This is a genomic window from Microbacterium sp., from assembly GCF_044340635.1.
Lineage (GTDB): Bacteria > Actinomycetota > Actinomycetes > Actinomycetales > Microbacteriaceae > Microbacterium.
This window is the reverse complement of sequence record NZ_JBIITF010000011.1, coordinates 38,032-64,898: the sequence shown is the minus strand read 5'-3', so window position 1 is coordinate 64,898 and position 26,867 is coordinate 38,032. Positions and strand designations below refer to the sequence as shown.

General features: G+C 67.5%; 27 protein-coding genes and 1 riboswitch. Of the genes, 15 read left to right on the top strand and 12 right to left on the bottom strand.

Features of this window, described 5'->3' with window-relative positions; all coding sequences use genetic code 11:
- Positions 1-11: 11 nt before the first annotated feature.
- The 8 genes from ACIQ0W_RS10905 to ACIQ0W_RS10870 all read right to left on the bottom strand — a co-directional run bounded on the left by ACIQ0W_RS10905 (position 12) and on the right by ACIQ0W_RS10870 (position 9,208).
- Positions 12-1,334: a thymidine phosphorylase gene (locus ACIQ0W_RS10905; RefSeq protein ID WP_396642796.1), complete on the bottom strand. Its 1,323-nt coding sequence runs from the start codon at positions 1,332-1,334 to the stop codon at positions 12-14.
- Complete coding sequence (locus ACIQ0W_RS10900; protein ID WP_036298429.1) at positions 1,331-1,732, bottom strand: cytidine deaminase; 402 nt, start codon at positions 1,730-1,732, stop codon at positions 1,331-1,333. Before ACIQ0W_RS10900 ends, ACIQ0W_RS10905 begins: the two co-directional genes overlap by 4 nt.
- A gap of 2 nt (positions 1,733-1,734) precedes the next feature.
- Positions 1,735-3,015, bottom strand: coding sequence for an ABC transporter permease (locus ACIQ0W_RS10895; protein WP_051513465.1), 1,281 nt, complete (start codon positions 3,013-3,015; stop codon positions 1,735-1,737).
- The gene (locus ACIQ0W_RS10890) at positions 3,012-4,283 is read right to left on the bottom strand and encodes an ABC transporter permease (protein ID WP_081766300.1); all 1,272 of its coding nucleotides are present in this window, start codon (positions 4,281-4,283) and stop codon (positions 3,012-3,014) included. Before ACIQ0W_RS10890 ends, ACIQ0W_RS10895 begins: the two co-directional genes overlap by 4 nt.
- The gene (locus tag ACIQ0W_RS10885) at positions 4,280-5,776 is read right to left on the bottom strand and encodes an ABC transporter ATP-binding protein (RefSeq protein ID WP_036298411.1); all 1,497 of its coding nucleotides are present in this window, start codon (positions 5,774-5,776) and stop codon (positions 4,280-4,282) included. The genes ACIQ0W_RS10890 and ACIQ0W_RS10885 overlap by 4 nt, the downstream gene beginning before the upstream one ends.
- A gap of 104 nt (positions 5,777-5,880) precedes the next feature.
- Entirely contained in the window at positions 5,881-6,948 is a 1,068-nt protein-coding gene (locus ACIQ0W_RS10880; RefSeq protein WP_051513467.1) for a BMP family protein, read from the bottom strand.
- A gap of 185 nt (positions 6,949-7,133) precedes the next feature.
- The gene (locus ACIQ0W_RS10875; RefSeq protein ID WP_396642795.1) at positions 7,134-8,099 is read right to left on the bottom strand and encodes a nucleoside hydrolase; all 966 of its coding nucleotides are present in this window, start codon (positions 8,097-8,099) and stop codon (positions 7,134-7,136) included.
- Positions 8,096-9,208 (bottom strand): mannose-1-phosphate guanylyltransferase, encoded by a 1,113-nt coding sequence (locus tag ACIQ0W_RS10870; RefSeq protein ID WP_396642794.1) that lies wholly within the window; start codon positions 9,206-9,208, stop codon positions 8,096-8,098. The genes ACIQ0W_RS10875 and ACIQ0W_RS10870 overlap by 4 nt, the downstream gene beginning before the upstream one ends.
- Before the next feature lie 178 nt (positions 9,209-9,386).
- Between ACIQ0W_RS10870 and sdhC the strand changes: the two genes are divergently transcribed.
- The 15 genes from sdhC to ACIQ0W_RS10795 all read left to right on the top strand — a co-directional run bounded on the left by sdhC (position 9,387) and on the right by ACIQ0W_RS10795 (position 23,049).
- The gene (gene sdhC, locus ACIQ0W_RS10865; RefSeq protein ID WP_081766302.1) at positions 9,387-9,815 is read left to right on the top strand and encodes a succinate dehydrogenase, cytochrome b556 subunit; all 429 of its coding nucleotides are present in this window, start codon (positions 9,387-9,389) and stop codon (positions 9,813-9,815) included.
- The gene (locus ACIQ0W_RS10860) at positions 9,815-10,270 is read left to right on the top strand and encodes a succinate dehydrogenase hydrophobic membrane anchor subunit (RefSeq protein ID WP_036298414.1); all 456 of its coding nucleotides are present in this window, start codon (positions 9,815-9,817) and stop codon (positions 10,268-10,270) included. The genes sdhC and ACIQ0W_RS10860 overlap by 1 nt, the downstream gene beginning before the upstream one ends.
- A 41-nt stretch (positions 10,271-10,311) precedes the next feature.
- Positions 10,312-12,117 carry a succinate dehydrogenase flavoprotein subunit gene (sdhA, locus tag ACIQ0W_RS10855; protein WP_396642793.1) on the top strand — a complete coding sequence of 602 codons (1,806 nt, stop codon included), beginning with the start codon at positions 10,312-10,314 and terminating at the stop codon, positions 12,115-12,117.
- Positions 12,117-12,899, top strand: coding sequence for a succinate dehydrogenase iron-sulfur subunit (locus tag ACIQ0W_RS10850; RefSeq protein WP_396642792.1), 783 nt, complete (start codon positions 12,117-12,119; stop codon positions 12,897-12,899). The genes sdhA and ACIQ0W_RS10850 overlap by 1 nt, the downstream gene beginning before the upstream one ends.
- A 7-nt stretch (positions 12,900-12,906) precedes the next feature.
- Complete coding sequence (locus ACIQ0W_RS10845; RefSeq protein WP_396642791.1) at positions 12,907-14,121, top strand: MFS transporter; 1,215 nt, start codon at positions 12,907-12,909, stop codon at positions 14,119-14,121.
- A 9-nt stretch (positions 14,122-14,130) separates the two neighbouring features.
- Positions 14,131-15,375, top strand: a complete 1,245-nt coding sequence (locus tag ACIQ0W_RS10840) for a YihY/virulence factor BrkB family protein (RefSeq protein ID WP_232711649.1) — start codon at positions 14,131-14,133, stop codon at positions 15,373-15,375.
- A gap of 52 nt (positions 15,376-15,427) precedes the next feature.
- Positions 15,428-16,276, top strand: coding sequence for an exodeoxyribonuclease III (locus ACIQ0W_RS10835; RefSeq protein ID WP_396642790.1), 849 nt, complete (start codon positions 15,428-15,430; stop codon positions 16,274-16,276).
- Positions 16,277-16,343: 67 nt separating this feature from the next.
- The gene (gene trpS, locus ACIQ0W_RS10830; protein WP_100814137.1) at positions 16,344-17,348 is read left to right on the top strand and encodes a tryptophan--tRNA ligase; all 1,005 of its coding nucleotides are present in this window, start codon (positions 16,344-16,346) and stop codon (positions 17,346-17,348) included.
- A 37-nt stretch (positions 17,349-17,385) separates the two neighbouring features.
- Positions 17,386-17,949: a GNAT family N-acetyltransferase gene (locus tag ACIQ0W_RS10825; RefSeq protein ID WP_396642789.1), complete on the top strand. Its 564-nt coding sequence runs from the start codon at positions 17,386-17,388 to the stop codon at positions 17,947-17,949.
- Positions 17,950-18,019: 70 nt separating this feature from the next.
- Positions 18,020-18,895, top strand: a complete 876-nt coding sequence (locus ACIQ0W_RS10820) for a DNA-formamidopyrimidine glycosylase family protein (RefSeq protein ID WP_396642787.1) — start codon at positions 18,020-18,022, stop codon at positions 18,893-18,895.
- Between the two features lie 80 nt (positions 18,896-18,975).
- Positions 18,976-19,122: riboswitch (FMN riboswitch) on the top strand.
- A gap of 68 nt (positions 19,123-19,190) precedes the next feature.
- A complete protein-coding gene (gene ribD / locus ACIQ0W_RS10815) occupies positions 19,191-20,231 on the top strand; it encodes a bifunctional diaminohydroxyphosphoribosylaminopyrimidine deaminase/5-amino-6-(5-phosphoribosylamino)uracil reductase RibD (RefSeq protein WP_396642786.1) in 1,041 nt (346 codons plus the stop codon).
- Between the two features lies 1 nt (position 20,232).
- Entirely contained in the window at positions 20,233-20,880 is a 648-nt protein-coding gene (locus ACIQ0W_RS10810) for a riboflavin synthase (protein ID WP_396642785.1), read from the top strand.
- Positions 20,877-22,151: a bifunctional 3,4-dihydroxy-2-butanone-4-phosphate synthase/GTP cyclohydrolase II gene (locus tag ACIQ0W_RS10805; protein WP_036299292.1), complete on the top strand. Its 1,275-nt coding sequence runs from the start codon at positions 20,877-20,879 to the stop codon at positions 22,149-22,151. Before ACIQ0W_RS10810 ends, ACIQ0W_RS10805 begins: the two co-directional genes overlap by 4 nt.
- On the top strand, positions 22,148-22,630 hold the full coding sequence (gene ribH, locus ACIQ0W_RS10800; RefSeq protein ID WP_100814142.1) for a 6,7-dimethyl-8-ribityllumazine synthase: 483 nt from the start codon (positions 22,148-22,150) through the stop codon (positions 22,628-22,630). Before ACIQ0W_RS10805 ends, ribH begins: the two co-directional genes overlap by 4 nt.
- A 65-nt stretch (positions 22,631-22,695) precedes the next feature.
- Positions 22,696-23,049, top strand: coding sequence for a hypothetical protein (locus ACIQ0W_RS10795; RefSeq protein ID WP_036299296.1), 354 nt, complete (start codon positions 22,696-22,698; stop codon positions 23,047-23,049).
- 10 nt (positions 23,050-23,059) lie between these two features.
- On the opposite strand, the gene ACIQ0W_RS10790 is transcribed toward ACIQ0W_RS10795, so the two are convergent.
- The 4 genes from ACIQ0W_RS10790 to ACIQ0W_RS10775 all read right to left on the bottom strand — a co-directional run bounded on the left by ACIQ0W_RS10790 (position 23,060) and on the right by ACIQ0W_RS10775 (position 26,843).
- The gene (locus ACIQ0W_RS10790; protein ID WP_036299298.1) at positions 23,060-23,890 is read right to left on the bottom strand and encodes an ABC transporter permease; all 831 of its coding nucleotides are present in this window, start codon (positions 23,888-23,890) and stop codon (positions 23,060-23,062) included.
- Entirely contained in the window at positions 23,887-24,744 is an 858-nt protein-coding gene (locus ACIQ0W_RS10785) for an ABC transporter permease (protein ID WP_036299300.1), read from the bottom strand. The genes ACIQ0W_RS10790 and ACIQ0W_RS10785 overlap by 4 nt, the downstream gene beginning before the upstream one ends.
- Entirely contained in the window at positions 24,741-25,682 is a 942-nt protein-coding gene (locus tag ACIQ0W_RS10780; protein WP_396642784.1) for an ABC transporter ATP-binding protein, read from the bottom strand. Before ACIQ0W_RS10780 ends, ACIQ0W_RS10785 begins: the two co-directional genes overlap by 4 nt.
- 162 nt (positions 25,683-25,844) lie before the next feature.
- Positions 25,845-26,843 (bottom strand): VOC family protein, encoded by a 999-nt coding sequence (locus ACIQ0W_RS10775; protein WP_396642783.1) that lies wholly within the window; start codon positions 26,841-26,843, stop codon positions 25,845-25,847.
- Positions 26,844-26,867 lie beyond the last annotated feature (24 nt).

The window sequence follows — 26,867 nt, the reverse complement described above, 5'->3', positions numbered from 1 at the left end:
TGGGTCGTGCGTCATGCTGTGATGCGTTCGCGGACGAGCGGTGCGCGCTCGGCCACCTCTGCGGGGTCGCCGATCGACCACGCTCCTTCGAGCGCCGCGAGTGCGCGGTCGAAGCGTGCCGCGTCGTCCGCGAGCAGGGTGAAAACGGGCTGACCCTCCGACACGGTGTCGCCGGGCTTCACATGCAGGTCGATTCCCGCGGCGTGGACGACCGCGTCCTCGGCGCGGGCGCGTCCGGCGCCCAGCCGCCACGCGGCGATGCCGAACGGCAGGGCCTCCATCCGGGACACGGTGCCCGCCCGCCCGGCCGTGATGGTGTGCGTCTCGCGCGGCGTGGGGAGCGGGGCATCCGGGTCGCCGTCCTGCGCGCGAATGAGCGCGCGCCAGGCGTCCATGGCCCGCCCATCGGCGAGCGCACCCTCGACGTCGGCGTCGGGCTGGCCCGCGAGCGCGAGCATTTCCCGCGCGAGCGCGATGGTCAGCTCGACGACATCCGCGGGGCCACCGCCCGCGAGCACCTCGACCGACTCGCGCACCTCGTTGGCGTTGCCGATCGCGAGGCCGAGCGGGGTGTTCATGTCGGTCAGCAGCGCGGTCGTCGCGACGCCCGAATCGGTGCCGAGCGCCACCATGGTGCGGGCGAGTTCGCGCGCACGATCGATGTCCTGCATGAACGCGCCCGAGCCGAACTTGACGTCGAGCACGAGCGCATCCGTGCCCTCGGCGATCTTCTTCGACATGATGCTCGACGCGATGAGCGGGATCGCCTCGACGGTGCCGGTCACGTCCCGCAGGGCGTAGAGCTTCTTGTCGGCGGGAGCGAGCCCCGAACCCGCGGCGCAGATCACCGCGCCGACGTCGCGGAGCTGCGCGAACATCTCATCGTTCGAGAGCGCCGCGCGCCATCCGGGAATCGACTCGAGCTTGTCGAGCGTGCCTCCGGTGTGTCCGAGGCCGCGACCCGAGAGCTGCGGAACGGCGACGCCGAAGGATGCCACGAGTGGCGCCAGCGGCAGGGTGATCTTGTCGCCCACACCCCCAGTGGAGTGCTTGTCGACGGTCATCTTGCCGAGACCCGTGAAGCTCATCCGTTCGCCGGAGGCGATCATCGCCTCGGTCAGCACGCGGATCTCGTCCCGCTCCATGCCGTTCAGCAGCACCGCCATCGCGAAGGATGACATCTGCGCGTCGGAGACGTAGCCGCGCGTATACGCGTCGACCATCCAGCGGAGCGCCGGCTCGGGCACCGCTCCCCCGTCACGCTTGGCGCGGATGACGTCGACCGCGTCGTATGCCTCGATGGAACCGGATGCTTCGCTGCTCGCAGCGGTCATCGCGCAGCCTCTTCGAGGTCACGGGGACCGAATGCATCCGGCAGGACTTCATCGATCGTGCGGATGCCCGACACGGTCTCGAGCAGCATGCCCGGTAGGGCGAACTCGTTCAACAGTTGCCGGCAGCGTCCGCACGGCATGATCGTCTCGCCCGCATTGTTGACGCAGACGAACGCGACGAGCTGTCCGCCGCCCGACATGTGCAGGTCACCGACCAGCGCGCACTCCGCGCACAGGCCGACTCCGTAGGAGGCGTTCTCGACGTTGCAGCCCGAGACGATGCGGCCGTCGCTCACGAGCGCCGCAGCGCCCACGCGGTACCGCGAGTAGGGGGCATAGGCACGTTGCATGGCGTCGGTTGCCACCGCGCGCAGCTCGTCCCAGTCGATATCGGTCACGATCACTCCTTGATGTAGGGCTTACCCGCGGCCTTCGGGCCGATCACACGGCCCGCGACGACGGCGACCGCGATGATCGTCACGACGTAGGGCGTCATTTCGATCAGGTCGGGCGGAAGGGCGGAGCCGGCTTGGCCGGCCCACACCCGGAAGTTGCTGCTGAAGCCGAACAGCAGCGCGGCCGCGGCCATGCCCCACGGATTCCACCGACCGAGAATCACGGCGGCGAGCGCGATGAAGCCCTGCCCGGCGCTCATTTCTCGAACGAACGGCCCGACGGCACCGATCGTGAGGGCGGCACCGCCGAGACCGGCGATCAGCCCCGAGAGCGTCACGGTCCAAAAGCGCCATCGGTTGACGTTGATGCCCACGGTGTCTGCTGCCTGCGGGTGCTCGCCGAGGGCACGGATGCGCAGACCCCACTTCGTGCGGAACAGGAAGAACCACACCAGCGGCACGAGCAGGAACATCAGGTAGGTCGTGATCCGCTGGTTGAAGATCACCGGACCGAGCACCGGGATGTCGGCGAGGAACGGGATCGCGATGCGCGGGAGTGTGCCGGGATTGTTCAGCTCAGCGGAGTTCTGCGACAGCACGGCCGAGTAGAGGAAGTTGGTGATCGCGCTGACGAGCACGATCAGAACGACGCCCACCACGACCTGGTCGACGAGGTATCGGATGGCGAAGACCGCGAGGATCACAGACACAAGCGACCCGGCGACCATCGCCGCGACGAGAGCCACCAGGTAATTGCCGGTCGATGAGGCGACGAACGCCGCGACGAACGCTCCGGCGAGCAACTGAGCCTCGATCGCGATGTTGACGACGCCCACGCGCTCGCCGAGAACTCCGGCGAGCCCGCCCAGCACGATCGGCGTGGACAGGGCGATCGCTCCGGTCAGCAGGAACACCACGGGCACGTTGCCGCCGCTTCCCACCCACGCGACCAGCCCCACGAGGAAGGCGAGGCCGACGATCAGGATGAGCCAGACCGGAACCTTGCGGCGGTTTGCGGCGTACCAGAACGAGGCCGCGGCGGCGATCGTCGCGATGAGGCCCATGACGATACCGACGAGACGGGAGGTCGAATCCAGCGCCGGCAGCACGACCGCATCGGAGGCATTCGACCAGACGAAGCGCACGGGCTCGTCTCGTCCGAAGAGTCCGAACGCGACGAGTCCGAGCACGGCGACGATTGCGAGCAGCACCGGGGTGCGCCACTTGCGCGGCGCGAGCGGCACGGCGTGTGCCACGGGTGACGGGGTGGGCGCGACGGCGGTCATTGCGCCCCCTCCTTAGCCTCGAGTTGCGGTTTGGCTCCCGTGTTCAGCTCCGTCACTTCCCGCTGTTTGGGCAGGAAGCGGAAGATCGCGCGCACGAGCGGCGGGGCGGCGATGAACAGGACGATCAGACCCTGGATCACACCGAGGATCTCGGGTGAGACATCCGCGAGCTGCATCGTGGGGCTGGCGGCGCGGAACATGCCGAACAGGATGCCTGCCAGCAAGACGCCGGGCGCCGTGGAGCTGCCGAGAAGGGCGACGGTGATGGCGTCGAATCCGATGCCCGCGTCGATGTTGGGCCCGAAGTTGCCGTCACGGCCGAGCGACTGGTTCATGCCCGCGAGTCCGATGAACAGACCCGACAGCACCATGGCGGTGATGTACATCCGGCCGACGTTGACGCCTGCGGCACGTGCCGCATCGGGGTTGAGCCCGACCATCCGCAGCCGGAAGCCGAGCGACGAGCGCTCCATCAGCCACCAGTACACGATCACGGCGACGAGGCAGAGGATGAACCCCAGCCGCAGGTCGAAACCGTCGCCGAGGATGCGCGGGAACACCGCGGTCGGGTCGGGGGGTCGCGTCGACGGGTTGTTGCCCGCATCCATGTCGTGAAGGACGGGCGTGCGCATCAGGTAGGTCGCGAGCGAGACGGCGATGTAATTCATCATGATCGTCACGATGACCTCGTGCGCACCCGTCTTCGCCTTCAGGAATCCGGCGATGCCCGCCCAGAGACCTGCGCCGACGAATCCGAAGATCATGGCGACGATCAGGTGGATTCCCCAGGGCAGGTGCAGCTGGAAGGACGCCCAGGCCGACCAGATCGCGCCCATGATGAGCTGCCCCTGGCCACCGATGTTGAACAGCCCCGAGCGGAAGGTGAGGGCGACGCCGAGTCCTGCGGCGATCAGCGGCCCCGCGAACCGGAGCGACTCCAACAGAGGAGTGATGCCTGCCTCGAAGCTCGACGCGTTGTAGTTGTAGATCGCGCCGCGGAAGAGCGCGGCGTAGGCGTTGCCGATCGCCTGTCCGGCTGCCACGAAGAAGTCTCCGGGCCGGGAGAAGAAGTAGCTGAGGGTGCCGAGCACGTCGTCGTTCGTGAAGACGATCAGCACGGATGCGACGAGGAGCGACAGGATGACCGCCGCGATCGTCCGCACGAAGCCGCCCGCGGCGATGTCGTGCAGCACGTCGTTCCAGCGCGGCCGCGGAGAGTCGGCGGGTGCGGGAGTGGGGGCCTTCGGGGAAGCCTGTGCCGTGCTCATTCCGTGACTCCTGCCATGAGGCGACCCAGCTGTTCGCGGGGCGTATCGGCCGGGACGATGTCGATGATCGCGCCGCGGTACATCACGGCGATGCGGTCGGCGAGCGCGATGACCTCGTCGAGCTCGGTCGAGATGATCAGAACGGGAACGCCCGAGTCTCGCACCTCGATGATGCGCTCGTGGATGAACTCGATCGACCCGACATCGACTCCGCGTGTGGGCTGCGAAGCGACGAGAAGCTTGAGGTCCCGCCCGAGTTCGCGGGCCAGCACGACCTTCTGCTGGTTTCCGCCGGAGAGGCGGCCGACGAGCGTGTCTCTGTTGGGTGTGCGGATATCGAACTCCGTGATCGCCTGTTCGGCGAAGCTGTCGCGGTGTGCGAAGTCGATCGAGGGTCCCTTCGTGAAGGGGCCGGAGAATGAGCGGTCGGTCATCAGGTTCTCGGCGACGGAGAACTCGGCGACGAGCCCATCGACCTTCCTGTCTTCGGGAACGAACCCGACGCCGCTCTCGAGAACGTGGCGAACGTCGGCCGAGACGAGCTCCTTGCCGTACAGCGTGATGGAACCACGCGCCTTTTCGCGCAGACCCACGATGGTCTCGGTCAGCTCGGTCTGCCCGTTCCCCTGCACGCCGGCGATCGCGAGGACCTCGCCCTCGCGGATCGAGAATGACACCTCGGCGAGTTGACGCTGACCGCTCTCGCTGAAGAGCGTCAGGTCGCGGACGACGAAGACCTCGTCGCCGAGCTTCGGCTCGTTCTTGTGCACGGTCAGTTCGACGTCGCGGCCGACCATGAGAGCCGCGAGTTCGTCGGTGGATGCCGTGGGCTCTGCTTCGCCGACGACCTTGCCGAGGCGGATCACCGTGATCTTGTCCGCGACGGCCTTGACCTCGCGCAGCTTGTGGGTGATGAAGACGATCGATGTGCCGTGCTCGGCGAGGCGGCGCATCGTCGCCATGAGCTCGTCGGTCTCTTGCGGCGTCAGCACGGCGGTCGGTTCGTCGAGCACCAAGACCTTGGCGTCGCGCGAGAGCGCCTTGACGATCTCGACGCGCTGCTGTGCGCCCACGGGCAGATCCTCGACGAGCGCGTCCGGATCGATGTCGAAGCCGAACCGCTCGGAGATCTCGCGGACGCGTCGTCGCGCCTCGGGCAGGTCGATGACGCCCGCCTTCGTCGGCTCGTGGCCCAGCATGATGTTCTCGGCGACGGTGAAGACGGGAATCAGCATGAAGTGCTGGTGCACCATGCCGATGCCCGCGGCCATCGCCTGGCCGGGGCCGGAGAAATGCTGGGGAACGTCGTCGAGAAGGATCTCGCCGTGATCGGGCTGGTAGAACCCGAACAGCACGTTCATGAGGGTGGACTTGCCGGCGCCGTTCTCGCCGAGGAGGGCGTGGATCTGGCCCGACTCGACGGTGATGCTGATGGCGTCATTGGCAACAAGGGATCCGAATCGCTTCGTGATCCCGCGGAGCTCGAGTTTCATGGTCCACCCATCCTGCCGGATACCGGCCCCAGACGACACAAACCGGGGCGACCGATCGGCCGCCCCGGCGTGTGTTCGTGCGTTGTTGCTGTGATCGTTCCTAGTTACATCGCAGCGAGCGGGTCAATCGACCCGTCGATGATGCCGGCCTTCAGCTCGTCGAGCTTGGTCTTGATCTCGTCGGAGACCTGGCCGTCGAACTCGCCGAAGCCGCTGAGCGCGGTTCCGTCGTTCTCGAGGGTGCCGACGTAGGGCTCGATGTCGAACTCTTCACCGTCGACCAGGGCCGCGATGACGTCGTAGACGGCCTGCGTCATGCGCTTCTCTACCGAGGTCAGCGTGATGTCGGCGAGCTCGGGCTGCGTCACGGCGATGTCCTTGTCGACACCGAGCATGACGGCGTTGCCACCCGACTCGCGGATCGCCTCGGCCGTGGCCGTGAACAGTCCACCCGCGACCGGGAAGATCACGTCGGCGCCGGCGGTGAGCTGGCCTTCCGAGATCGACTTGGCGAGGCCCGTGTTCTCGAAGTCACCGACGAAGTCGGTCATGCCGACGACGGTGACCGGGGTGCCGGTCTCCGACTCGTAGTACTTGGCGCCGTTTTCGAAGCCCTGCATGAAGACGGTGACGGCGTCGATGTCCATGCCGCCGTACGTGCCGACCGTCTTGGTGGTCGAGTACGCCGCCGCAAGGTAGCCCGCGAGGAAGCTGGACTCGGCCATCGAGTACTGGATCGGCTTGAGGTTGGTCTCGCCCGAGTTCCAGCCGTCGATCCAGACGAAGTGCGAATCGGGGTTCTCGGTCGCGACGTTGGTCATGACGTCGTTCAGCGAGAAGTTGAAGCCGACGGCGAAGGTGACATCGCAGCCCGCTCCGACCATGGCCTCGAGGTTGGGCTGGAAGTCTTCGGGGCTTCCCGACTCGGCGTCTTTGATCTCGATACCGAGGTCTTCTGCAGCCATCTCCAGACCGCCGTAGGCGGCCTCGTTGAAGCTCTTGTCCTGCCAGCTGCCCTCGTCGGAGACGGCGCAGGCCAGGAAGTCGTTCTCAGGCGCGGCCGAGCCGTTGCCTTCGTCCTCGGGCGCAGCGCCACAGGCGGAGAGCATGAGGGCGGCGACGCCGGCGATCGCTACGGCACCGAGTGCACGCTTGCGGGTGAATGATTTCACGGGATTCCTCTCTTGGTTCAGCCCCGGGCGGAGGAAACCGCGCCGGGACAGACAAAGAAACGTTACGTCGTGTGACGCGACTCTCGACACCGCCAACGGCCTCCGCGCACGAAGCGTTATCAAAGCGCTATCGATCCGAAACATGAGCGTTCGCCGGACAGCGCTGGGGGCGCGAAATCACGCGGTCAGAGGCCGCGGATGCTTCGGCTCGGGACGACGGCAGAAGTGAGGAGTTCGCGGATGTAAACGAGGAATCCGTCCGCATCCACCCGCTCGATGACACGTGCGTTCGGTTCGAGGTCGTGCACGCCCCACGACATGGCGGAGTACCCGCGCGTCAGATCCGACGCGGTCTCGATGTCGACGGCGTACAGCGAGGACTGCAGGGCGAGTTCCGGATGCACGAGCACCGCGGCCGTCAGCGAGTCGGGGTGCGTCGAGCCCGGGATGCCGACGGACTCGTCGAACGCGAGCGTGGTCTCGACGATGCGCGTGAAGAAGGCGGCCAGCGGTGTGCCGATCTCCGCGATCTCGGCGAGCCGGTCTCGCGAGAAGACGGCGTCGCGGAGGGTCAGCGGATCCCACGGGATGACGGTGATGTCGAAGCCTGCGGCGAAGACCGCCTTGGCGGCCTCGGGGTCGACGTAGAAGTTGTACTCGGCCGCGGCGGTGATGTTGCCGCGCCCGTTGTTCGAGCCGCCCATGATGTAGAGCTCGCCGACGTTCCGGACGAAGTCGGGATCCTTCACCAGCGCCGTCGCGATGTTCGTCAGCGGCCCGATGGCGACGATGCGCAACTCTCCCGGGTTTTCTGCGGCGAGGCGAATGAGCGCGTCGACGCCGTGTTCCGCCGAGACCTCGAGCCCCTCTTCGTCGATCGAGAGTCCGCCCGAGCCGTCGCCGTGGACGTTCTCGGCAGAGACCCACTCGCGGACGAGGGGGCGACGGCAGCCGAGATGGATGGGCACCTCGCCGAGGCGACCGGCCGCGGCGAGTGTCAGATGGGCGTTCCGGACCTGCTGGTCGAACCCGACATTCCCGGCGACCATCGTGATCGCTCGAAGGTCCGCGGCGGGGTCCAGCAAACCGATGAGCAGGGCGACACAGTCATCCTGAGCGGTGTCGGTGTCGATGATGAGAGGGATGCTCACAGCACTTCCCCCTGTCCGCTCAGCTTCAAGGCATCCACAACACCCTTCACGCGCTGCGCGTGCTCACTGGTCGTGACGAGGAGAGCGTCCTCGGTGTCGACGATGACGATGTCCTGCACGCCGATGACACTGATCACACGCTTGGTCTGAGAGACGACGATGCCGCTCGAGGCATCCGCCAGCACCCGTGCGTTGCCGCCGAGGATGGCGAGTTCGCCCCGGCCACGGGAGTTCAGTTTCGCGAGGCTGGCGAAGTCCCCGACGTCGTCCCAGTCGAAGTGCCCCGGAATGACGGCCAGCCGGCCGCGTTCAGCCGCCGGCTCGGCGACGGCGTAGTCGATCGCGATCTTCTTCAGCGTGGGCCAGATGCGGTCCACGACCGGACCCCGACGGTCACGGTCGTCCCAGGCCTCGGCGAGCTCCATGAGCCCCGCGTGCAGCTCGGGCTCGTTGCGCTCGAGCTCGGCCAGCAGCACATCAGCGCGCGAAATGAACATGCCCGCGTTCCAGAGGTACGACCGGTCGGCGAAGTATTCCTTGGCGGTATCGAGGTCGGGCTTCTCGACGAATCGTTCGACAGCGGCGGCCTCGGGCGCGCCCTCGACGACGAGTTCGTCGCCCTTCTTGATGTAGCCGAAGCCGACGGATGCCTCGGACGGCTGAATTCCGATCGTGCAGATGTACCCGTCGCGCGCGACGGCGACGGCCTGCTGCACCGCGAACTCGAACGTGCGCATGCCACGGATCACGTGGTCGGCCGCGAACGAACCGATGATCACGTCGGGCTCACGGCGCGAGAGCACCGCCGCCGCGAGGCCGATCGCCGCTGCCGAATCCCGCGGCTCGGACTCGAGCAGAACGTTGGCGTCGGGTATGCCGGGCAGCTCGGCTTCCACGGCCGCACGGTGGGCGCGACCCGTGACGACCGCGATGCGGTCCTCGCCCGAGAGCGGCGCGAGCCGATCCCAGGTGTCGCGCAGAAGTGTCTGCCCCGAACCGGTCAGGTCGTGCAGAAACTTCGGGGCGTCAGCGCGCGAGAGCGGCCACAGTCTGCTTCCCACGCCGCCGGCCGGGATGACGGCGTAGAAGCCTTCTATCGGTTGTGCCATGCAGTCAGGGTAGCCGCGGCGCTCCCCCGCCATCGAACCCGCGCAAAGTCTCTCGATGTCGAGATAGTTAGGATGGCCTAATCGCCGCACCCGCGCAGAGCGGGAATAGGATGTTCGTAGCGCTCGAGCCGCGTCAGCCCGGCGCATCCGTACCTCGCACCGATCAGGGAGGACGACCGTGTCCGCAGACACCCGCCAGGCACTGTCGATCTCAGAGACCACCTCCAAGCGCCCGGCCGGCACGCTCTATCGCGGCCGTGAGGGCATGTGGTCCTGGGTTCTACACCGCATCACCGGCGTCGCCATTTTCTTCTTCCTCTTGGTGCACGTGCTCGACACGGCACTCATCCGCGTCTCGCCCGAGGCATACGACGCCGTCATCGGCTTCTACAAGAACCCGATCATGGGTCTTGGCGAGGTCGTCCTGGTCGCGGCGATCGCGTACCACGCGTTCAACGGCCTGCGCATCATCGCGATCGACTTCTGGTCGAAGGGCGCGAAGTACCAGCGCCAGATGTTCTGGATCGTCATCGGGGTCTGGGTCGTCACGATGGCCGCCTTCACACCCCGACATCTCATCAACGTCTTCGCGGGAGGTGGTGAGTGATGTCCAGCAACACCCTGGCCGCTCCCCGTTCGCCCTACGCTCGACCGAAGCGCCGCGGCGTCAACCTCGAGAAGTGGGGTTGGGTCTACATGCGTGTCTCCGGCGCGATCCTCGTCGTCCTGATTTTCGGGCACCTCTTCGCCAACCTGATGGTCGGCGATGGAATCCACGGAATCGACTTCGGATTCGTTGCGGGCAAGCTCGCAAACCCGCTCTGGCAGTGGTGGGACGTCGCGATGCTCTGGCTCGCGTTGATCCACGGCGGCAACGGCATGCGCACCATCGTCAACGACTACGTCACGCACCAGACCGCGCGCCGCGTGCTGGTGTGGGCGATCGGGCTATCGGCCGGATTCCTCATCATCCTCGGCACCCTCGTTGTCTTCACCTTCGACCCCTGCATCGGGGTCACCGAATCGAGCACCCTCTGGGAGACGTGCCAGGCCGCTGCCTGACGCACGATCCCCCAACGACCCCTCTCAGTAAGGCACCCCCTGTGACGACGACCGTGACCGGCACCGACCGCAAGACCGACGTGCACCACCATCAGTTCGACATCGTCATCGTCGGCGCCGGCGGTGCCGGCATGCGCGCGGCGATCGAGGCAGGGCCGCACGCGAAGACCGCGGTGATCTCGAAGCTCTACCCCACGCGCTCCCACACGGGCGCCGCGCAGGGCGGAATGGCCGCCGCGCTGGCGAACGTCGAAGAGGACTCGTGGGAGTGGCACACCTTCGACACCGTCAAGGGCGGCGACTACCTCGTCGACCAGGACGCGGCCGAGATCCTCGCGAAGGAGGCGATCGACGCGGTCATCGACCTCGAGAACATGGGCCTGCCCTTCAACCGCACGCCCGAGGGCAAGATCGACCAGCGTCGCTTCGGCGGCCACACTGCCGACCACGGCAAGACGCCGGTCCGCCGCGCCTGCTATGCCGCCGACCGCACGGGCCACATGATCCTGCAGACGCTGTTCCAGAACTGCGTCAAGCTCGGCATCAACTTCTTCAACGAGTTCTACGTGCTCGACCTGCTGACATCGAAAGACGCCGACGGCAAGACCCAGACATCCGGTGTCGTCGCTTACGAGCTCTCCACCGGCGACCTGCACATCTTCCACGCCAAGGCGGTCATCTTCGCGACCGGCGGCTTCGGCAAGATCTATAAGACGACCTCCAACGCGCACACCCTCACGGGCGACGGCGTCGGGATCGTCTGGCGCAAGGGCCTGCCCCTCGAGGACATGGAGTTCTTCCAGTTCCACCCGACAGGGCTCGCCGGCCTCGGCATCCTTCTGACGGAGGGCGCTCGAGGCGAGGGTGCGATCCTCCGAAATGCGAGCGGCGAGCGCTTCATGGAACGCTACGCGCCGACCATCAAGGACCTCGCCCCGCGAGACATCGTCAGCCGTTGTATGCAGCAGGAGGTCGCCGAAGGTCGTGGCGCGGGCCCGCACAAGGACTACGTCCTGCTCGACTGCACGCACCTGGGCGCTGAGGTTCTCGAGACGAAACTCCCCGACATCACCGAGTTCGCGCGCACGTACCTCGGCGTCGACCCGGTCGTCGAGCCGGTTCCCGTCATGCCGACCGCGCACTACGCGATGGGCGGCATCCCGACAAACGTCGCAGCCGAAGTGCTCGCCGATAACAACACCGTCGTTCCGGGGCTCTACGCCGCCGGCGAGTGCGCGTGCGTTTCGGTCCACGGCTCGAACCGGCTCGGCACGAACTCCCTGCTCGACATCAACGTCTTCGGCAAGCGCGCCGGCAAGAACGCGGTCGAGTACGTCAAGACCGCCGACTTCGTGCCGCTCCCGGAAAACCCCGCGGGCGCCGTTCGTGACCTGATCGAAGGTCTGCGCGCCGGAACGGGCACCGAGCGCATCTCTGTTCTGCGCAAGACGCTGCAGGAAGAGATGGACAAGAACGCCCAGGTGTTCCGCACCGAGGAGTCCCTCACCCATGTGCTCGGCGTCATCGAGGAGCTGCGCGAGCGCTTCTTGAACATCCACGTCGACGACAAGGGCAAGCGCTACAACACCGACCTGCTCGAGGCCGTCGAACTCGGCTTCCTCCTCGACATCGCCGAGGTCGTCGTCGTCACGGCCCGCAACCGCAAGGAAAGCCGCGGCGGGCACATGCGCGATGACTTCCCGAAGCGTGACGATGAGGTCTACATGAAGCACACGATGGCCTATCTCACCGGTGATCCGCACTCCTCGAAGGCGGACGACCACATCTCGCTCGATTGGAAACCCGTCGTGATCACGCGCTACCAGCCGATGGAGAGGAAGTACTGATGTCCTCCACGCTCGTCGTAGAGACGACCGACGCCCAGGCCGAAACCGAGGACGTGAACGACACGGGCATCCAGTCCTTCCTGGTGACCTTCATCGTCCGCCGCTTCGACCCCGAAGTGGACGACGAACCGCGCTGGGTCGACTACGACGTCGAGCTCTACTCGACCGACCGTGTGCTCGATGCCCTGCACAAGATCAAGTGGGAGGTCGACGGTTCGCTGTCGTTCCGCCGATCGTGCGCCCACGGCATCTGCGGATCCGACGCCATGCGCATCAACGGTCGCAACCGGCTGGCCTGCAAGACGCTCATCAAGGACCTCGACATCTCGCAGCCGATCTATGTCGAGGCGATCAAGGGCCTGCCGCTCGAGAAGGACCTGATCGTCGACATGGAGCCGTTCTTCGCGTCGTTCCGCGAGGTCAAGCCGTTCCTCATCTCGAACACCGCACCCGAGCCGGGCAAGGAGCGCGTGCAGTCGATCGTCAACCGCGAGATCTTCGACGACACCACCAAGTGCATCCTGTGCGCCGCGTGCACCTCGTCGTGCCCCGTCTTCTGGACCGACGGACAGTACTTCGGCCCGGCCGCGATCGTCAACGCGCACCGCTTCATCTTCGACTCGCGTGACGACGCGGGCGACATGCGCCTCGACATCCTGAACGACAAAGAGGGCGTGTGGCGCTGCCGCACGACCTTCAACTGCACGGATGCCTGCCCGCGCGGCATTCAGGTGACCCAGGCGATCGCCGAGGTCAAGCAGGCTATCCTCCGCGGCAAGTAGCCACCTCGTGACCGGCGCGCCTCTTCCCGAGATCCGCCGGTCACGTGTTGCGGTGACGGCCGCGTATGCAGCGCAGGGCTTCGGTTATGCCGTCGTCGTCACGTCCCTGCCGTCCTTCACGGGGCGTCTCGGCATCGACGACGTCGCTGTGTCGCTCATTGTGCTGCTGGTCTGCGCCACGGCGGCCGGCGGCTCGGTCGTCGCCGATCTGCTCGCGCGCTGGCGAGGAAGTCGGACGGCCCTCGCCGCGGGATTGATCGTCCAGGCCGCCGCGTTCGCCGTGGTCGCGCTCGGTCCGCCCTTGCCCGTTTTCGTGGCCGCCTTCGGTGTCTACGGGCTCGGTCTCGGCGCGGTCGACGCATCCGCCGCCATGCAGGGTGTGCTCATCCAGCGCCGCTACCGCCGCGACATCATGGGCGCCTTCTTCGCCGCGTACACCGCGGCCGCGATCGTTGGGGCACTCGTTGTGGCAGGATCCGCCGCGATCACGATCGGCCCCGCCCTGGCGCTCGCCGCCGCCGCCGTCGTCGCGGTCGCGGTTGCCGCCAACGGCACGCGAGCCTTCGACCGCGCCCGCGCCGCCGCACCGGTCGGTGAACGACCGCGCATCCCGCTCCCCCGTCGCGGAATCTGGCTGTTCGGATTTGTCATTCTGGTGGCATTCACCCTCGATTCCGGTGTCAGCACCTGGAGCACGATCTATCTCAACGACGATCTCGTCTCCGGTGCGGCGATCGCACCGCTCGGTTATGCCGCCTACCAGGTCGCGATCCTGGTGACGCGTCTCACGACGGACCGCGCGACCGGACGGTGGGGGCGCACCGCGGTCGTCGTGAGGGCGACGGCGGTCTCCATTGTGGGGCTGGTCCTGGTCGCGGCACTCCCGTGGACGATCGCGGCGATCGTCGGATTCGCTCTCGCGGGAGTTGCGGTCGGAGCGCTCGTGCCGCTGTCGTTCACGTCCGCGGGGGCGCTCGCACCCGCCCGGGGCGATGAGGTGATCGCGCGCGTCAACCTGTTCAACTATGCCGGCGCGGTCCTCGGGGCGGTTCTGCTGGGACTCCTCGCCGATGCCCCCGGACTCGGCGTCGCCTTCCTGCTTCCCGCCCTGATGCTGGTGCCGATCCTGTTCCTCGCTCGGCGTTTCGGTCGAGCGATTGCGGCGACCGAGCCATCCGCCGGCGCCTCGGCATATGCGGACGGCGCCGATCCGAGTCGCTAGCCTGGGGGCGTGAGTTCCCGACGATCGTCCGACCCCGAGGTGTATCCCGACGGCCCGGACGATGAGGGCGCGGCGGGCCGCACTGACGACGACGACGCCGGACGCTGGGAGTCCGCGCAGGAGACGCTCCGGCGCCACCTCGAAGAGCCGGTGCAACGCGCGACGCAACTGACCCGGCGGACGCTCGCCTGGTTTCCGATCCGGGTATGGCGGCACTTCCTGCGTCACAACGGGTTTCTGCTCGCGGCAGGGGTGAGTTACCAGTCGCTGTTCGCGATCTTCGGTGTTATCTACCTGGCGTTCGCGGTGGTCGGGCTGTGGATCGGTGCGAGTCCCGCGGCGATCGATCGGATGATCGACATCATCAACGAGTACATCCCGAACCTGATCAGCGAGAACGGGCTGGTCACCCCGGAACAGGTGGAGTCTGTCACCACCGCCACGGCGACGACCCTCGGCATCACGGGGGCCGTCGCGCTCGTCGTCGTCGTGTGGACGGCGATCGGATTCATCACCTACGCCCGCCGGGCCGTGCGAGATATCTTCGGCCTCCCCTTCGATACCCGCTCGTACGTCCTCTTGAAGGCCCGCGACTTCCTCGCGGCCGTGATCCTCGCCGTCGCACTTCTCGTCGGCTTCGCCGTCAGCGGCATCGCCACCTGGGCCCTGACGCTGCTGTTCACCCTTTTCGGGATCGGGGATCTGAGCGTGCTGTCGAACGTGACCGCGCGAACGGTGTCCCTGCTGGTCTCGTTCGCGATCAACGGGGCCGCGCTGGCCGCACTGTTCCGGTTCCTGACGGGGGCGGCACTCGCCTGGCACCGGATCTGGCCGGGCGCCCTGCTCGGCGGTGCAGCAATCACCGTGCTGCAGGTGGGCGCTGGTGTGCTCCTGATCTACACACCCTCGAACCCTCTCCTGGCCACCTTCGCTGTGCTGATCGGGTTTCTGCTGTGGTTCCGCCTGATCGGCATCGTCATCCTGGTCGCGGGGGCGTGGATCGCGGTCGGCGCCGCCGATCGAAACCTCGCACTGACGGAGCGCACGGAAGAAGAGGCGCGGCTCGACGAGTACCGGGCGCTGCTCGTGGCCGCGGAGGTCCGCCTACGCGAAGCACGGCTGACACGCGACACCGCGCCCTGGTATCGCTCCTGGCGCGCGGGCCGCGATGTGCGCCTGGCCGAAGATGAGCTCGCACGCCTCCGGGCTGATCCCCCGCCGGAGCCGAAAACCCGCGGCTTCCTGCTCGACTGAGCATCGGAGCGTAGCGCGGAGCGTGTCGGGGGCCGTGGCTACAGTAGAACGCGTGCCTCGACCCATCCGCATCGCATCTGTCAACGTCAACGGAATCCGGGCGGCGGTGCGCAACGGCATGGCTGGATGGCTCGACCAGGCAGACGTTGACATCCTGGCGCTGCAAGAGGTCCGCGCCGAGCTCTCGCACGTCGAGAGTGCGCTGCCCGGGTGGAACCTCGTCCACGACGAGTCGCTCACCAAGGGTCGCTCAGGTGTCGCCGTGGCCAGCCGACTGCCGATCGCGGCCTGGCGTGTCGAGCTCGGCGACGAGACGGTCGACTCGCGCGGCCGATGGATCGAAGCCGACATCGACGTCGATGGCGAGCGCCTGACCGTCGTCAGCGCCTACGTGCACTCCGGCGAAGACGGTACCCCCCGTCAGGACGCCAAGTACGGATTCCTCGACGCGATGGAGCGCCGGATGCCCGACCTCGCCGCCGACGGCTCACTCGCCGTCATCATGGGCGACCTGAACGTCGGCCACCGCACGCTCGACATCAAGAACTGGAAGGGCAACGTCAAGAAGGCCGGGTTCCTCCCGCGCGAACGGGCGTACTTCGATCGGTTCCTCGGCGACGCCGGCGAGCCCGTGACGGGCGTCGACGGTTCGGTCGGGACGGGGCTCGGATGGGTCGACGTGGGGCGCCGCTTCCACGGCGAGATGGACGGGCCATACACGTGGTGGTCGAATCGCGGTCAGGCCTTCGACAACGACACCGGCTGGCGCATCGACTATCAGCTGGCAGCACCCGCTCTCGCGGACCGAGTCACCGACTACCGAGTCGCCCGGGCGGCCGCCTACTCGGAGCGGTGGAGCGATCACGCGCCGGTCATCGTGGACTACCTGCTCGGCCGGTAGACCCGACAGCGCCGACCTCCGGGCGACGGCGACCGGGCTGAGGCATCCCGCAACCTAGAATCGACGAGTGAGCAAAGCGCGCCTGTACTCCGGAATGCAGCCCTCGGCCGATTCCCTCCAGATCGGCAACTACATCGGTGCGCTGCTGCAGTGGCGCGATCTGCAGGAGTCCTACGATGCGTTCTTCTCCGTCGTCGATCTGCACGCGCTGACCCAGCCCAACGACCCCGCCGAGCTACGCGAGAAGACCCGCCGCACGGCCGCGCAGTACATCGCCGCCGGCATCGAGCCCGCCAAGTCGACGCTGTACGTGCAGTCGCATGTGCCCGCTCATGCCGAGCTCGCGTGGATCCTCGGCACGCTGACGGGCTTCGGCGAGGCGGGTCGCATGACCCAGTTCAAGGACAAGTCGAGCCGGTACGGCCAGGATGCGACATCCGTCGGTCTCTTCACGTATCCCGTGTTGATGGCGGCCGACATCTTGCTGTACCAGACCGCGGTCGTGCCTGTCGGCGACGACCAGAAGCAGCACATCGAGCTGACGCGCGACCTCGCCGAGCGCTTCAACGCACGCTACGGCGAGACGTTCCGCGTGCCCATGCCGATGATCCAGCAGGAGTCCGCCCGCATCTACGACCTGCAGAATCCGCTGGCCAAGATGTCGAAGTCGGCGGAGTCGGATGCGGGTGTGCTCTGGTTGCTCGATGACCCGGCCGCGACCGCGAAGAAGGTCATGCGCGCGGTCACCGACAGCGACGGCACGGTGCGGTACGACCGCGAGAAGAAGCCGGGCGTCTCGAACCTGCTCGTGATCTACGCGGCGCTGACCGGGCGTCAGATCCCCTCGATCGAGGACGAGTACGCGGGGCGCGGGTACGGCGACTTCAAGAGGGGTCTCGCAGACGTCGTGGTGTCGGAGTTCGAGCCCGTCCGCGCGCGGGCGCTTGAGTTGCTCGACGACCCGGCAGAGCTCGACCGTGTGCTTGCGGCCAACGCCGACCGAGCGGAAGCCGTCGCCGACACGACCCTCGACGCCGTGTACGAGCGCGTCGGGCTGCTCCGCCGCCGCTGAGCCGGCCCGGGGCCGCGGGGCCGGGTAGGGTCGCGGGGTGGAACCCATCGTCCTGCACACCGAGCGCCTCGAACTGTCCATCCCGACGCACGCCGATGTCGACGCGATCACGCAGGCCGCGCAGGATCCCGAGGTGCCACGCTGGACGACGCTGCCCTCGCCGTACACGCGCGCCGACGCCGAAGACTTCATCGGGAAAGCCACGAGCTGGTGGGAGTCGACGAGCGAGTTGACCTGGGGCATCCGCGTGGACGGGGTCTGGATCGGGATGATCGGCTTGCACGGTACGAAGCCCGGCGGCGACGCCGAGATCGGATTCTGGATGGCGAAGGATGCCCGCGGCTTCGGGTACCTGACCGAGGCGGCCGCCCGCGTGATCGACTTCGCGTTCGCCGAGCCGCTCTCGATCGCACGCATCCAGTGGCGCGCCATCGTGGGCAACATCGCCTCGGCGCGCGCGGCTCGCGCCCTCGGCTTCCGGTACGAGGGCATCACCCGCCAGGGTCTGGCAGATCCGCGGGGACGGCACGACGGGTGGGTTGCGGGTCTGCTCGCGACCGACGATCGCGCACCCGCGCCCTGGCGAGGCGTCCTCGACTGACCCGTTTCGGTTCCTTCGACAGGCTCAGGGACCGGCGACAAGCCCCGTTCCCCGTGGCAGGATGGGCCCCATGCCGGAGATGCCCGAGGTCCAGGGACTCGTCGAGTTCGTGCGTGGACGCATCGTCGGCCTGCAGATCGTCAAGGCGTCCGTGGTGCAGATCGCCGCACTGAAGACCTTCGACCCGCAGATCACCGCGCTGCACGGGGCGTCCGTCGTCTCGGTCGATCGGGCCGGCAAGTTCGTGGACATCGGATGCCGCGGGCCCGCGGACGAACCCCTACACCTCGTGTTTCATCTGGCGAAGGCAGGGTGGCTCCGCTGGTACGACGCCGTGCCGACGACCCCGGTCAAACCGGGGCGCTCCCCGATCGCCATCCGTGTTTCGCAGAGCGATGGGTCGGGGTTCGATCTGACGGAGGCGGGCACGAAGAAGTCGCTCGCGGTGTACGTCGTGCGGGACCCCGCCGACGTGCCGGGGATCGCACGGCTGGGTCCCGACCCGCTCGATCCGACGTTCACGGTCGAGACCCTCGCGGGTCTGCTGGAGGGCCGACGGACGCAGATCAAGGGCGTGCTGCGCGATCAGTCGATCATCGCGGGCATCGGCAACGCCTACTCCGACGAGGTTCTGCACGTCGCACGCATGTCGCCCTACGCGCTGGCGGCATCGCTCAGCGCGGACGATGTGCAGGGACTGTACGACGCGATGCATGCAACGCTTCAGGATGCGGTCGCTACGGCATCCGGCAAACCACCCGCCGATCTGAAGGACGCCAAACGACGTGGGATGCGCGTGCACGGTCGACGCGGCGAGGCCTGTCCCGTCTGCGGCGACACCGTGCGAAGCGTCTTCTTCGCCGACAACTCGCTCGAATACTGTGCGACGTGCCAGACGGGCGGCAAGGTGCTCGCCGACCGTCGCCTCTCGCGGCTGCTCAAGTAGCGCGCGAGAGGCGGACTGCCGGTGCCGCCCAGCGGGAATGAATCGCGCATGGCGGCGTTGGGTAGGATCAGATAAGTAACAACGTGCTCCGGGGTCGGTGAGAATCCGAACCGGCGGTGACAGTCCGCGAGCTGCGGCGCTTTTGCGCTGTGGCTGATCCGGTGGAATTCCGGAACCGACGGTGATGCGTGGGAGACCACGCGAGTCCGGATGAGAGGCAGCACGCGGCGACCATCACGATGGCCGTCGATGCGCAATTCGTTGCGAGCACCCCGGACGAATCGAAGGATCCGGGATGACGTACAGCGACACCGAGTGGCAGGCCATGGGCCGCGCCACGGAGCTGGCGCTCCGGGGTCCACGGGGCATCAACCCTCAGGTGGGCGCCGTCGTCTTGAGCCCCACCGGCGAGGTCCTCGCCGAGGGATGGCATCACGGCGCGGGCAACCCGCACGCGGAGATCGAGGCGCTGTCGCGTCTGTCGCCGGAGGATGCCCGCGGTGCAACGATGGTCGTCACGCTGGAGCCCTGCAACCACACGGGTCGCACCGGGCCCTGCGCCGTAGCACTGCTCGAGGCCGGCGTTTCGCGCGTCGTGTACGCCGTCGCCGACCCGGCCGAGCCGTCGTCGGGTGGCGCCGAGCGGCTGCGCGCCCACGGCGTGGACGTCGAGTCGGGTGTCCGTGCCGACGAGGTCACCGAAATGCTCGACTCATGGCTGACGGTCGTGCGACTCGGCCGTCCGTTCGTGACCGTCAAGTGGGCGCAGAGCCTCGACGGCCGCGCCGCAGCGGACGACGGCACGAGCAAGTGGATCACCGGGCCCGACGCGCGGGTCGACGTGCACCGGCGCCGCGCCGCCGCGGATGCGATCGTCATCGGAACGGGAACGGTACTGGCCGACGATCCCGCCCTCACGGCCCGTCACGCCGACGGCGGGCTCGCCGAATCCCAGCCGCTGCCCGTCGTGGTCGGCAACCGTGCCGTGCCGCCGGATGCGGCGCTGCGGCGGCATCCGCGCGGCATGCTCGAGGCCCGCACCCAGAACCTGCACCAGGTACTCGATGACCTGCGCCAACGCGGTGTGCAGAGCGTATTCGTCGAGGGCGGACCGACCCTCGCGAGCGCATTCGTGCGCTCGGGTCTCGCCGACCGAGTGCTGACCTACGTCGCCCCTGTGCTCCTCGGCGGCGAGAAGACGGCGATCGGCGACATCGGAGTCTCGACGATGACGCAGGCCCGGCGTCTGACCCTCACCGGCATCGAACGGCTCGGCGATGACCTCCTGCTCATCGCCGAACCCGTGCGCATCTCCACCGACGAAAGGACCGACTGACGTGTTCACCGGAATCATCGAAGAGATCGGCGCCGTCACGGCGGTCGAGCCGTCGGGCGATGGGGTGCGGCTCAGCGTCCGCGCTCCCCTGGCGATATCGGATGCCTCGCACGGCGATTCGATCTCGGTCAACGGCGTCTGTCTGACCGTGGTCGCGAGCGACGAGTCGTCCTTCACGGCCGATGTGATGCGCCAGACACTCGACATGTCGACGCTCGCGGGCTTCGCCCCCGGGCGCCCCGTGAACATCGAGCGCGCGACGGCCGTCGGCACGCGCCTCGGCGGTCACGTCGTCCAGGGCCACGTCGACGGCACGGGCGTGATCCTCGAGGTCCGACCTGGCGAGCGCTGGCGTGTTGTGCGCGTTGGCGTGCCCGCAGCGCTCGCGCCCCTCGTCGTCGACAAGGGGTCGATCGCGATCGACGGCGTTTCGCTGACCATCAGCGCCGTGAGCGCTCCGGACGCCGCCGAACAGTGGCTCGAGGTCTCCCTCATCCCCGAGACGCTCGAGGCGACGACGCTCGCCGATCGCAATCCCGGGGATGCCGTCAACCTCGAGACAGACATCCTCGCCCGTCACGTACAGCGCATGCTCGCGTTCACCGCAACTCCGCCCGCAACACCCCCGAGTGAAGGAGGCTCACGATGAGCCTTTCCCCCATTTCCGTTGCCCTGGACGCGCTTCGCGCCGGGCGACCCGTGATCGTCGCCGACGACGAGAACCGCGAGAACGAGGGCGATGTCGTGCTCTCGGCCGAGCTCGCGACGCCCGAGTGGGTTGCGTGGACGGTCCGCTGGTCGTCGGGTTTCATCTGCGCCCCGATGCCGTCCGAGATCGCCGACACGCTCGATCTGCCACCCATGGTCGCCCACAACGAGGATGCTCGGGGCACGGCGTACACGGTCAGCGTGGACGCCGCCGACCGTATCTCGACCGGCATCAGCGCCGCGGACCGCGCGCACACCCTGAACGTTCTGGCGAACCCCGAGTCGACGGCGGCGAGCGTCACCCGCCCCGGGCACGTCCTTCCCCTCCGCGCCGTCGACGGGGGCGTGCGTGAGCGCGGCGGCCACACCGAAGCCGCCGTCGAACTGATGCGCCTCGCGGGCCTGCGGCCGGTGGGTGCGATCGCCGAGATCGTGGCCGAAGACGGCAGCATGATGCGCCTGCCCGGTCTGATGGAGCTCGGCGAGCGCGACGGGGTCCCCGTGATCACCATCGAGCAGCTGATCGCGTACCTCGAAGAACACGAGCCGCGCGAGGCCGAGACGCACAACGTGCACCGCCGTCGTGTCAGCCTGCGCGCCGAATCCCTCGTGCCGACGAATCACGGCACGTTCCGTTTTCTGGCGTACAAAGATCGCGTCACGGGCACCGACCACCTCGCGGTCGTATCGGGCGAGATCGCGGACGCACCGCTCGTACGCGTGCACTCGGAGTGCCTGACCGGCGAGGCGTTCGGGTCTCTCAAGTGCGAATGCGGCCCTCAGCTGGACGCCGCGCTCGACACGATCGCCGAGAAGGGCGGCGTCGTCGTCTACATGCGCGGTCACGAGGGCCGCGGCATCGGCCTCATCAACAAGCTCCGCGCATACAGCCTGCAGGAAGCGGGCCTCGACACGGTCGATGCGAACCTCGCCCTCGGGCTGCCCGCCGACGCCCGCGACTACGCCGCGGCAGCGGGCATCCTGTCCGATCTCGGCATCGAGCGTGTGCGGCTCATGACGAACAACCCTGACAAGGTCGACCAGCTGCGTGAGTTCGGCCTCGACATCGTGGAGCAGGTTCCCCTGCTGGTCGGCGTCGGCCCCAACAACCACCAGTACCTCGAGACGAAGCGTGACCGGATGGGTCACCTCATCGCCGAGCAAGAGCTCGCCGATGCATTCGCCGATATGAAGACGGGAAACGACGTATGAGCGGTAAGGGAGCGCCCGTCCTGCGGGCAGAGGACAAGCCGGATGCCTCGGGGCTGCGCGTCGTGATCGTCGCCGGCGAGTGGCACGAGCAGATCAGCGACGGCATGATCGCGGGCGCGACGCGTGCCCTGGACGAGTCCGGTGCGGACTACTCCCTCGTGCGCGTGCCCGGCTCGTTCGAGCTGCCCGTGGCGTGCAAAGTGGCGCTCGAGGCCGGAGCCGATGCCGTTGTCGCCCTCGGAGTCATCATCCGCGGCGGCACCCCGCACTTCGAATTCGTCTCTTCCGCGGCGACCGATGGTCTGACGCGCGTGGCGCTCGACACGGGCAAGCCGGTCGGTTTCGGTGTGCTCACGCTGGATGACGAGCAGCAGGGCATCGACCGGGCGGGCCTGCCGGGCTCACGCGAAGACAAGGGTTATGAGGCCGCGGATGCCGCGATCCGCACCGCCCTCGTTCTGAAGGCGCTGCGGGGCTGACCCGTTCACGCCGGTGAGGCCCACCTTGCTGGCGCAGTGGCACGAAGCACCCCTACCGTGGTGCCATGGAGATCCTGCGTCACATCGTCGTGTTCGTGCATATCACCGGCTTCGCGATCCTCTTCGGCGCGTGGGCCGCACAGGCCTGGGGCGGTAAGCGCCAGATCACCGGGCTGATGAACGTCGGCCTCGCGATCGCGGCCGTCGCCGGGCTCGTGCTCGCGGCCCCGTGGGGCATCGAGTACGACCTGAACTACGTGAAGATCGGCGTCAAGCTCGTCGTGCTGCTGATCATCGGTGCACTCATGGGCATCGGCCAGGCCCGTGGTCGGCGGAGCGGCTCTGTACCACCGCCGCTGTTCTGGTCGATCGGCGTACTGACCCTGCTGAACGCGGGCATCGCCGTCATCTGGCGCTAGCCCGGCAGGTTCAGTCCAGGAACAGGGCGCGCAGGCGCTTCGTCGTGAACACGAGGCCGATCGCGATCATCACGACGTAGTACAGCACGTGCCAGAGCATGCCCGGGTGCAGCGACCCCGTCGTGAGACCCCGCACCAGCTCGACGCCGTGCCAGAGCGGGAGCGCGCGCACGATCGCCTGCACCCACTCCGGATACACCGTGATCGGGTAGAACGTCGCCGAGAACAGGAACATCGGCAGCAGCACGAAGTTGATCCAGTCCATGTGCTGAAACGCCTTCATGTAGCTCGTCACGGCCATCCCGAGGCTCGCGAAGCCGAAGGCGATCAGCATGACCGCGGGCAGCGCAAGGATCGCGGTCCACGACAGGTTGAGGCCGGCGAACTGCATGATGATGAGGAATCCGGATGCGTAGAGCAGACCGCGCAGCAGCGCGTACAGGATCTCGCCGAGCGCGACGTCGAGCGGACCCAGCGAGGTGGCGAGCATGCCCTCGTAGAGCTTGCCGTAGTTGAGCTTGAAGAAGACGTTCCACGTCGAGTCGTAGATCGCCCCGTTCATCGCCGAGACGGCCAGCAGCGCGGGCGCGATGAACGCCGCGTACGACACCACGAGACCCGCGGATGTCTCAACCGAGCCGATCAGGGCACCGAGCCCGATGCCCATCGAGGCGAGGTAGAACACGGGCTCGAAGAAGCCCGAGAGCACCACGATCCAGCTCGACGAACGCGCGGCGAGCAGGCCGCGTTGCACGACCGCACCGGGGTTTCCGGCCCACAGCGCCCGCACCCCGCCGCCGCGGACCGGAGCGGCATCCGCCCTCATCGCCGACGCGCTCATCGTGCGAGCCTCCGCGTGAAGATCCGGCGTGCGAGCACGTACCCACCGACGGCCAGCACGGTGAGGTAGACGATGTGGACGACGATCATCACGACCGACTCGTCACGCCCGTATGTGAGGGCGCGGCCGAGCTCGGTGGCGTGCCAGAGCGGCGAGATCCAGCCGATCCACTGCAGCCACACGGGCAGGGTCGCCAAGGGGTAGAACGTGCCGGAGAACAGGAACATCGGCATGAACACGAAGCGCTGCACGAGCGCGAACTGGCCTCGATCATCCTGAATCGACGACGCATACGCCAACAGCGGGGCGCCGAACGCGAGCCCCGCGAGCAGGCTGACGAGGACGGCGATCGATCCCGTGGCGAGGTTCGGCACAGCGCCGAACACGCACAGGAACGCGAAGTAGGCAACCGCGACGACGACCATGCGCGCCGTCGCCCCCAACACCACGCCCGTGGCGATCTGCGAGCTGGAGAGCGGCGACGCATTGAAGCCGAAGAAGTAGCGCCGCCATTTGAACCCCGCCATGACCGGGTAGGTGAACTCTTCGCTCGCGACCGAGATCGTGGCGGTCATGAGCAGCGCCGGCGCCACGAACACGAGGTACGAAACTTCGCGCCCGCCGTCGACGATCGGCACGTCGATCAGCGCGGCGAGACCGACCGCGAGGCCGAGCAGATACAGGATCGGCTGACCGAGCGCGCCGACGACGATCGTCCAGCCGTAGGCGCGCATTGCGCGGACCATGTGTTCGGTGACGTACCAGGCACCGCGGGCGCGTGGGCGCCGGCCCCACTCGAGTGCCTCCTGGCGGAGCTCGTCGAGGGTCGGCGAGCTGATGGCCCGATCGCTCATTCGATCAGCGACCTTCCGGTGAGGCGCAGGAAGACGTCCTCGAGGCTCGATCGCCGCACGAGGGAGGTGATCGGCTCGAGCCCGAGCTGGGTGATCCGCTCGAGCGCATGCTCGCCGTTGTCTGCGTAGATCAGAACGCGGTCGGGCAGGACTTCGACCCGCTCGCCCATGCCCTCGAGCTGCGGCGCCACCTCGGCGTTGCGGTCGGATCCGAAGCGCACCTCGAGCACCTCGCGCGTCGAGTGCGCACGGATGAGGGACGCCGGGGTGCCCTCGGCCATGATGCGGCCCTTGTCGACCACGATCAGGCGGTCGCAGAGCTGCTCGGCCTCGTCCATGTAGTGCGTGGTGAGGACGAGCGTCGTGCCGGTCTCTTTGAGCCGGAAGAGGCGGTCCCAGAGGACATGCCGGGCCTGGGGGTCGAGCCCCGTCGTCGGCTCGTCGAGCAGCAGGATGCGCGGGTCGTTCACGAGCCCGCGCGCGATCGTGAGGCGCCGCTTCATGCCACCCGAGAGCTGATCGACCTTGCTCGTCGCCTTGTCTTCGAGCTGCGCGAAGGCGAGCAGCTCCTCGGCCTTCTGCCGGCAGACGCTCGCGGGCAGTCCGAAGTAGCGGCCGTAGATGAACAGGTTCTCGCGCGCGTTGAGTTCGCCGTCCAGGTTGTCCTGCTGCGGGACGACACCGAGGCGCGAACGGATGTCGGGGCCGTGGCGATCCGGGTCGAGCCCGAGGATCGAGAGGTCACCGCTCGTGCGGGTCGAGACCGCGCCGATCATCTTCATCGTCGTGGACTTGCCCGCACCGTTCGGGCCGAGAAGGCCGAACGACTCGCCCGGCGCGACCTCGAAGCTCAGCCCATCGACCGCGACGAAGTCGGGTTTGCCCTTCACCCGATAGGACTTGACGAGGGAGTCGGCGGAGATGACGGCTTCTGGCACCGCACCACCCTAGCCGCAGGCAACGACATCGCACGCGCTCGGACGAAGCTTGCGCCGACGCGAACATCTCGAAGGAGAATCCGTTCCCACGACCCCGGAAATCAGGCATTTCCGGGCGGTCCGAACGAGTTCTTCCTTCGAGATGTACGCCGGCGGGCTCCGTCAGTGCTTGCGACCCTCGAGGGCTGCGCGGTCGATCTCTTCCTGGTTCTCGACGTACGGCGTGCCGTGGGTGTGGAACGTCGCAACGGTCTTCATGCCCCAGGCCTGTCCCTTCGCACGCTCGGCGGCGGTCCATTCGACGACCGGCCAGTCCGGGTCGAGGATCAGGCGCGCACCGGCATTCGCGAACTCGATGCGGTTGCCGCCGGGCTCCCAGACGTACAGGAAGAAGGTCTGGTTGATGGCGTGCTTGTAGGGGCCGTACTCGATGTAGACCTTGTTCTCGAGGAAGATGTCGGCGGCCTTGAGGATGTCCTCGCGGGTGTCCGGGGCGAGCGCGAAGTGGTGGAATCGACCGCGCGTTCCGGTCCAGTCCTCGGAGTAGACGACGTCGTACGACTTCTGGGCGAAGCGGAACCACCACGCGGCGTACCCGCCCTCGTCCTTGACGACGCGCTCGGACTCGCGCGCACCCATTACGTCGCGCCAGAACTCACCGGACTTGGTGACATCCGCGGCGAGATAGTTGATGTGATCCATGCGCCGGACGTTCACACCACGGCCCGGGAACGCCGAGGCCTGGTTCTTCAGCGCCGGGGTGTCCTTCTCGTCCGGCACGTAGTGCTCGGTGTCGTAGTAGACCGCCATGAGGTGACCGTCCGGGTCTTCGAACTCGTACGAACGGCCGACGCCCACCTCGGGCTCGCGCCATCCGTGGCCGAGACCCGCCGCCTCGATGGCGGCGACCCGACGCTCGAGTGCCTCTTCGCTCGATGCGCGGTACAGCGAGCGGCCGACGCCGTTGGTGTCGGAGGCCGTGAGCTTGATCGTGTAGAGCTGGTACTCGTCCCAGCAGCGCAGATACGCCGAGTCGCCGATGCGGGCGACCTCACGCATCGCGAGCAGGTCGCGGAAGAACCACAGGCTCTCCTCGAACTTCGGGGTGAACAGCTCGACGGCGCCCAGATGGGCGATGTCGAAGTTCTCGGTACGGGCCATGGCGGTGTCCTCTCTGACGTTGGG

Coding starts and splice junctions, on each gene's coding strand:
- ribD (WP_396642786.1), top strand. CDS start 19,191: ATGACGTACAGCGACACCGAGTGGCAGGCCATGGGCCGCGCCACGGAG.
- ACIQ0W_RS10785 (WP_036299300.1), bottom strand. CDS start 24,744: ATGAGCGATCGGGCCATCAGCTCGCCGACCCTCGACGAGCTCCGCCAG.
- ACIQ0W_RS10905 (WP_396642796.1), bottom strand. CDS start 1,334: ATGACCGCTGCGAGCAGCGAAGCATCCGGTTCCATCGAGGCATACGAC.
- ACIQ0W_RS10820 (WP_396642787.1), top strand. CDS start 18,020: ATGCCGGAGATGCCCGAGGTCCAGGGACTCGTCGAGTTCGTGCGTGGA.
- ACIQ0W_RS10805 (WP_036299292.1), top strand. CDS start 20,877: ATGAGCCTTTCCCCCATTTCCGTTGCCCTGGACGCGCTTCGCGCCGGG.
- ACIQ0W_RS10775 (WP_396642783.1), bottom strand. CDS start 26,843: ATGGCCCGTACCGAGAACTTCGACATCGCCCATCTGGGCGCCGTCGAG.
- ACIQ0W_RS10890 (WP_081766300.1), bottom strand. CDS start 4,283: ATGAGCACGGCACAGGCTTCCCCGAAGGCCCCCACTCCCGCACCCGCC.
- ACIQ0W_RS10795 (WP_036299296.1), top strand. CDS start 22,696: ATGGAGATCCTGCGTCACATCGTCGTGTTCGTGCATATCACCGGCTTC.
- ACIQ0W_RS10790 (WP_036299298.1), bottom strand. CDS start 23,890: ATGAGCGCGTCGGCGATGAGGGCGGATGCCGCTCCGGTCCGCGGCGGC.
- ACIQ0W_RS10885 (WP_036298411.1), bottom strand. CDS start 5,776: ATGAAACTCGAGCTCCGCGGGATCACGAAGCGATTCGGATCCCTTGTT.
- ACIQ0W_RS10895 (WP_051513465.1), bottom strand. CDS start 3,015: ATGACCGCCGTCGCGCCCACCCCGTCACCCGTGGCACACGCCGTGCCG.
- ACIQ0W_RS10850 (WP_396642792.1), top strand. CDS start 12,117: ATGTCCTCCACGCTCGTCGTAGAGACGACCGACGCCCAGGCCGAAACC.
- ACIQ0W_RS10860 (WP_036298414.1), top strand. CDS start 9,815: ATGTCCAGCAACACCCTGGCCGCTCCCCGTTCGCCCTACGCTCGACCG.
- ribH (WP_100814142.1), top strand. CDS start 22,148: ATGAGCGGTAAGGGAGCGCCCGTCCTGCGGGCAGAGGACAAGCCGGAT.
- ACIQ0W_RS10870 (WP_396642794.1), bottom strand. CDS start 9,208: ATGGCACAACCGATAGAAGGCTTCTACGCCGTCATCCCGGCCGGCGGC.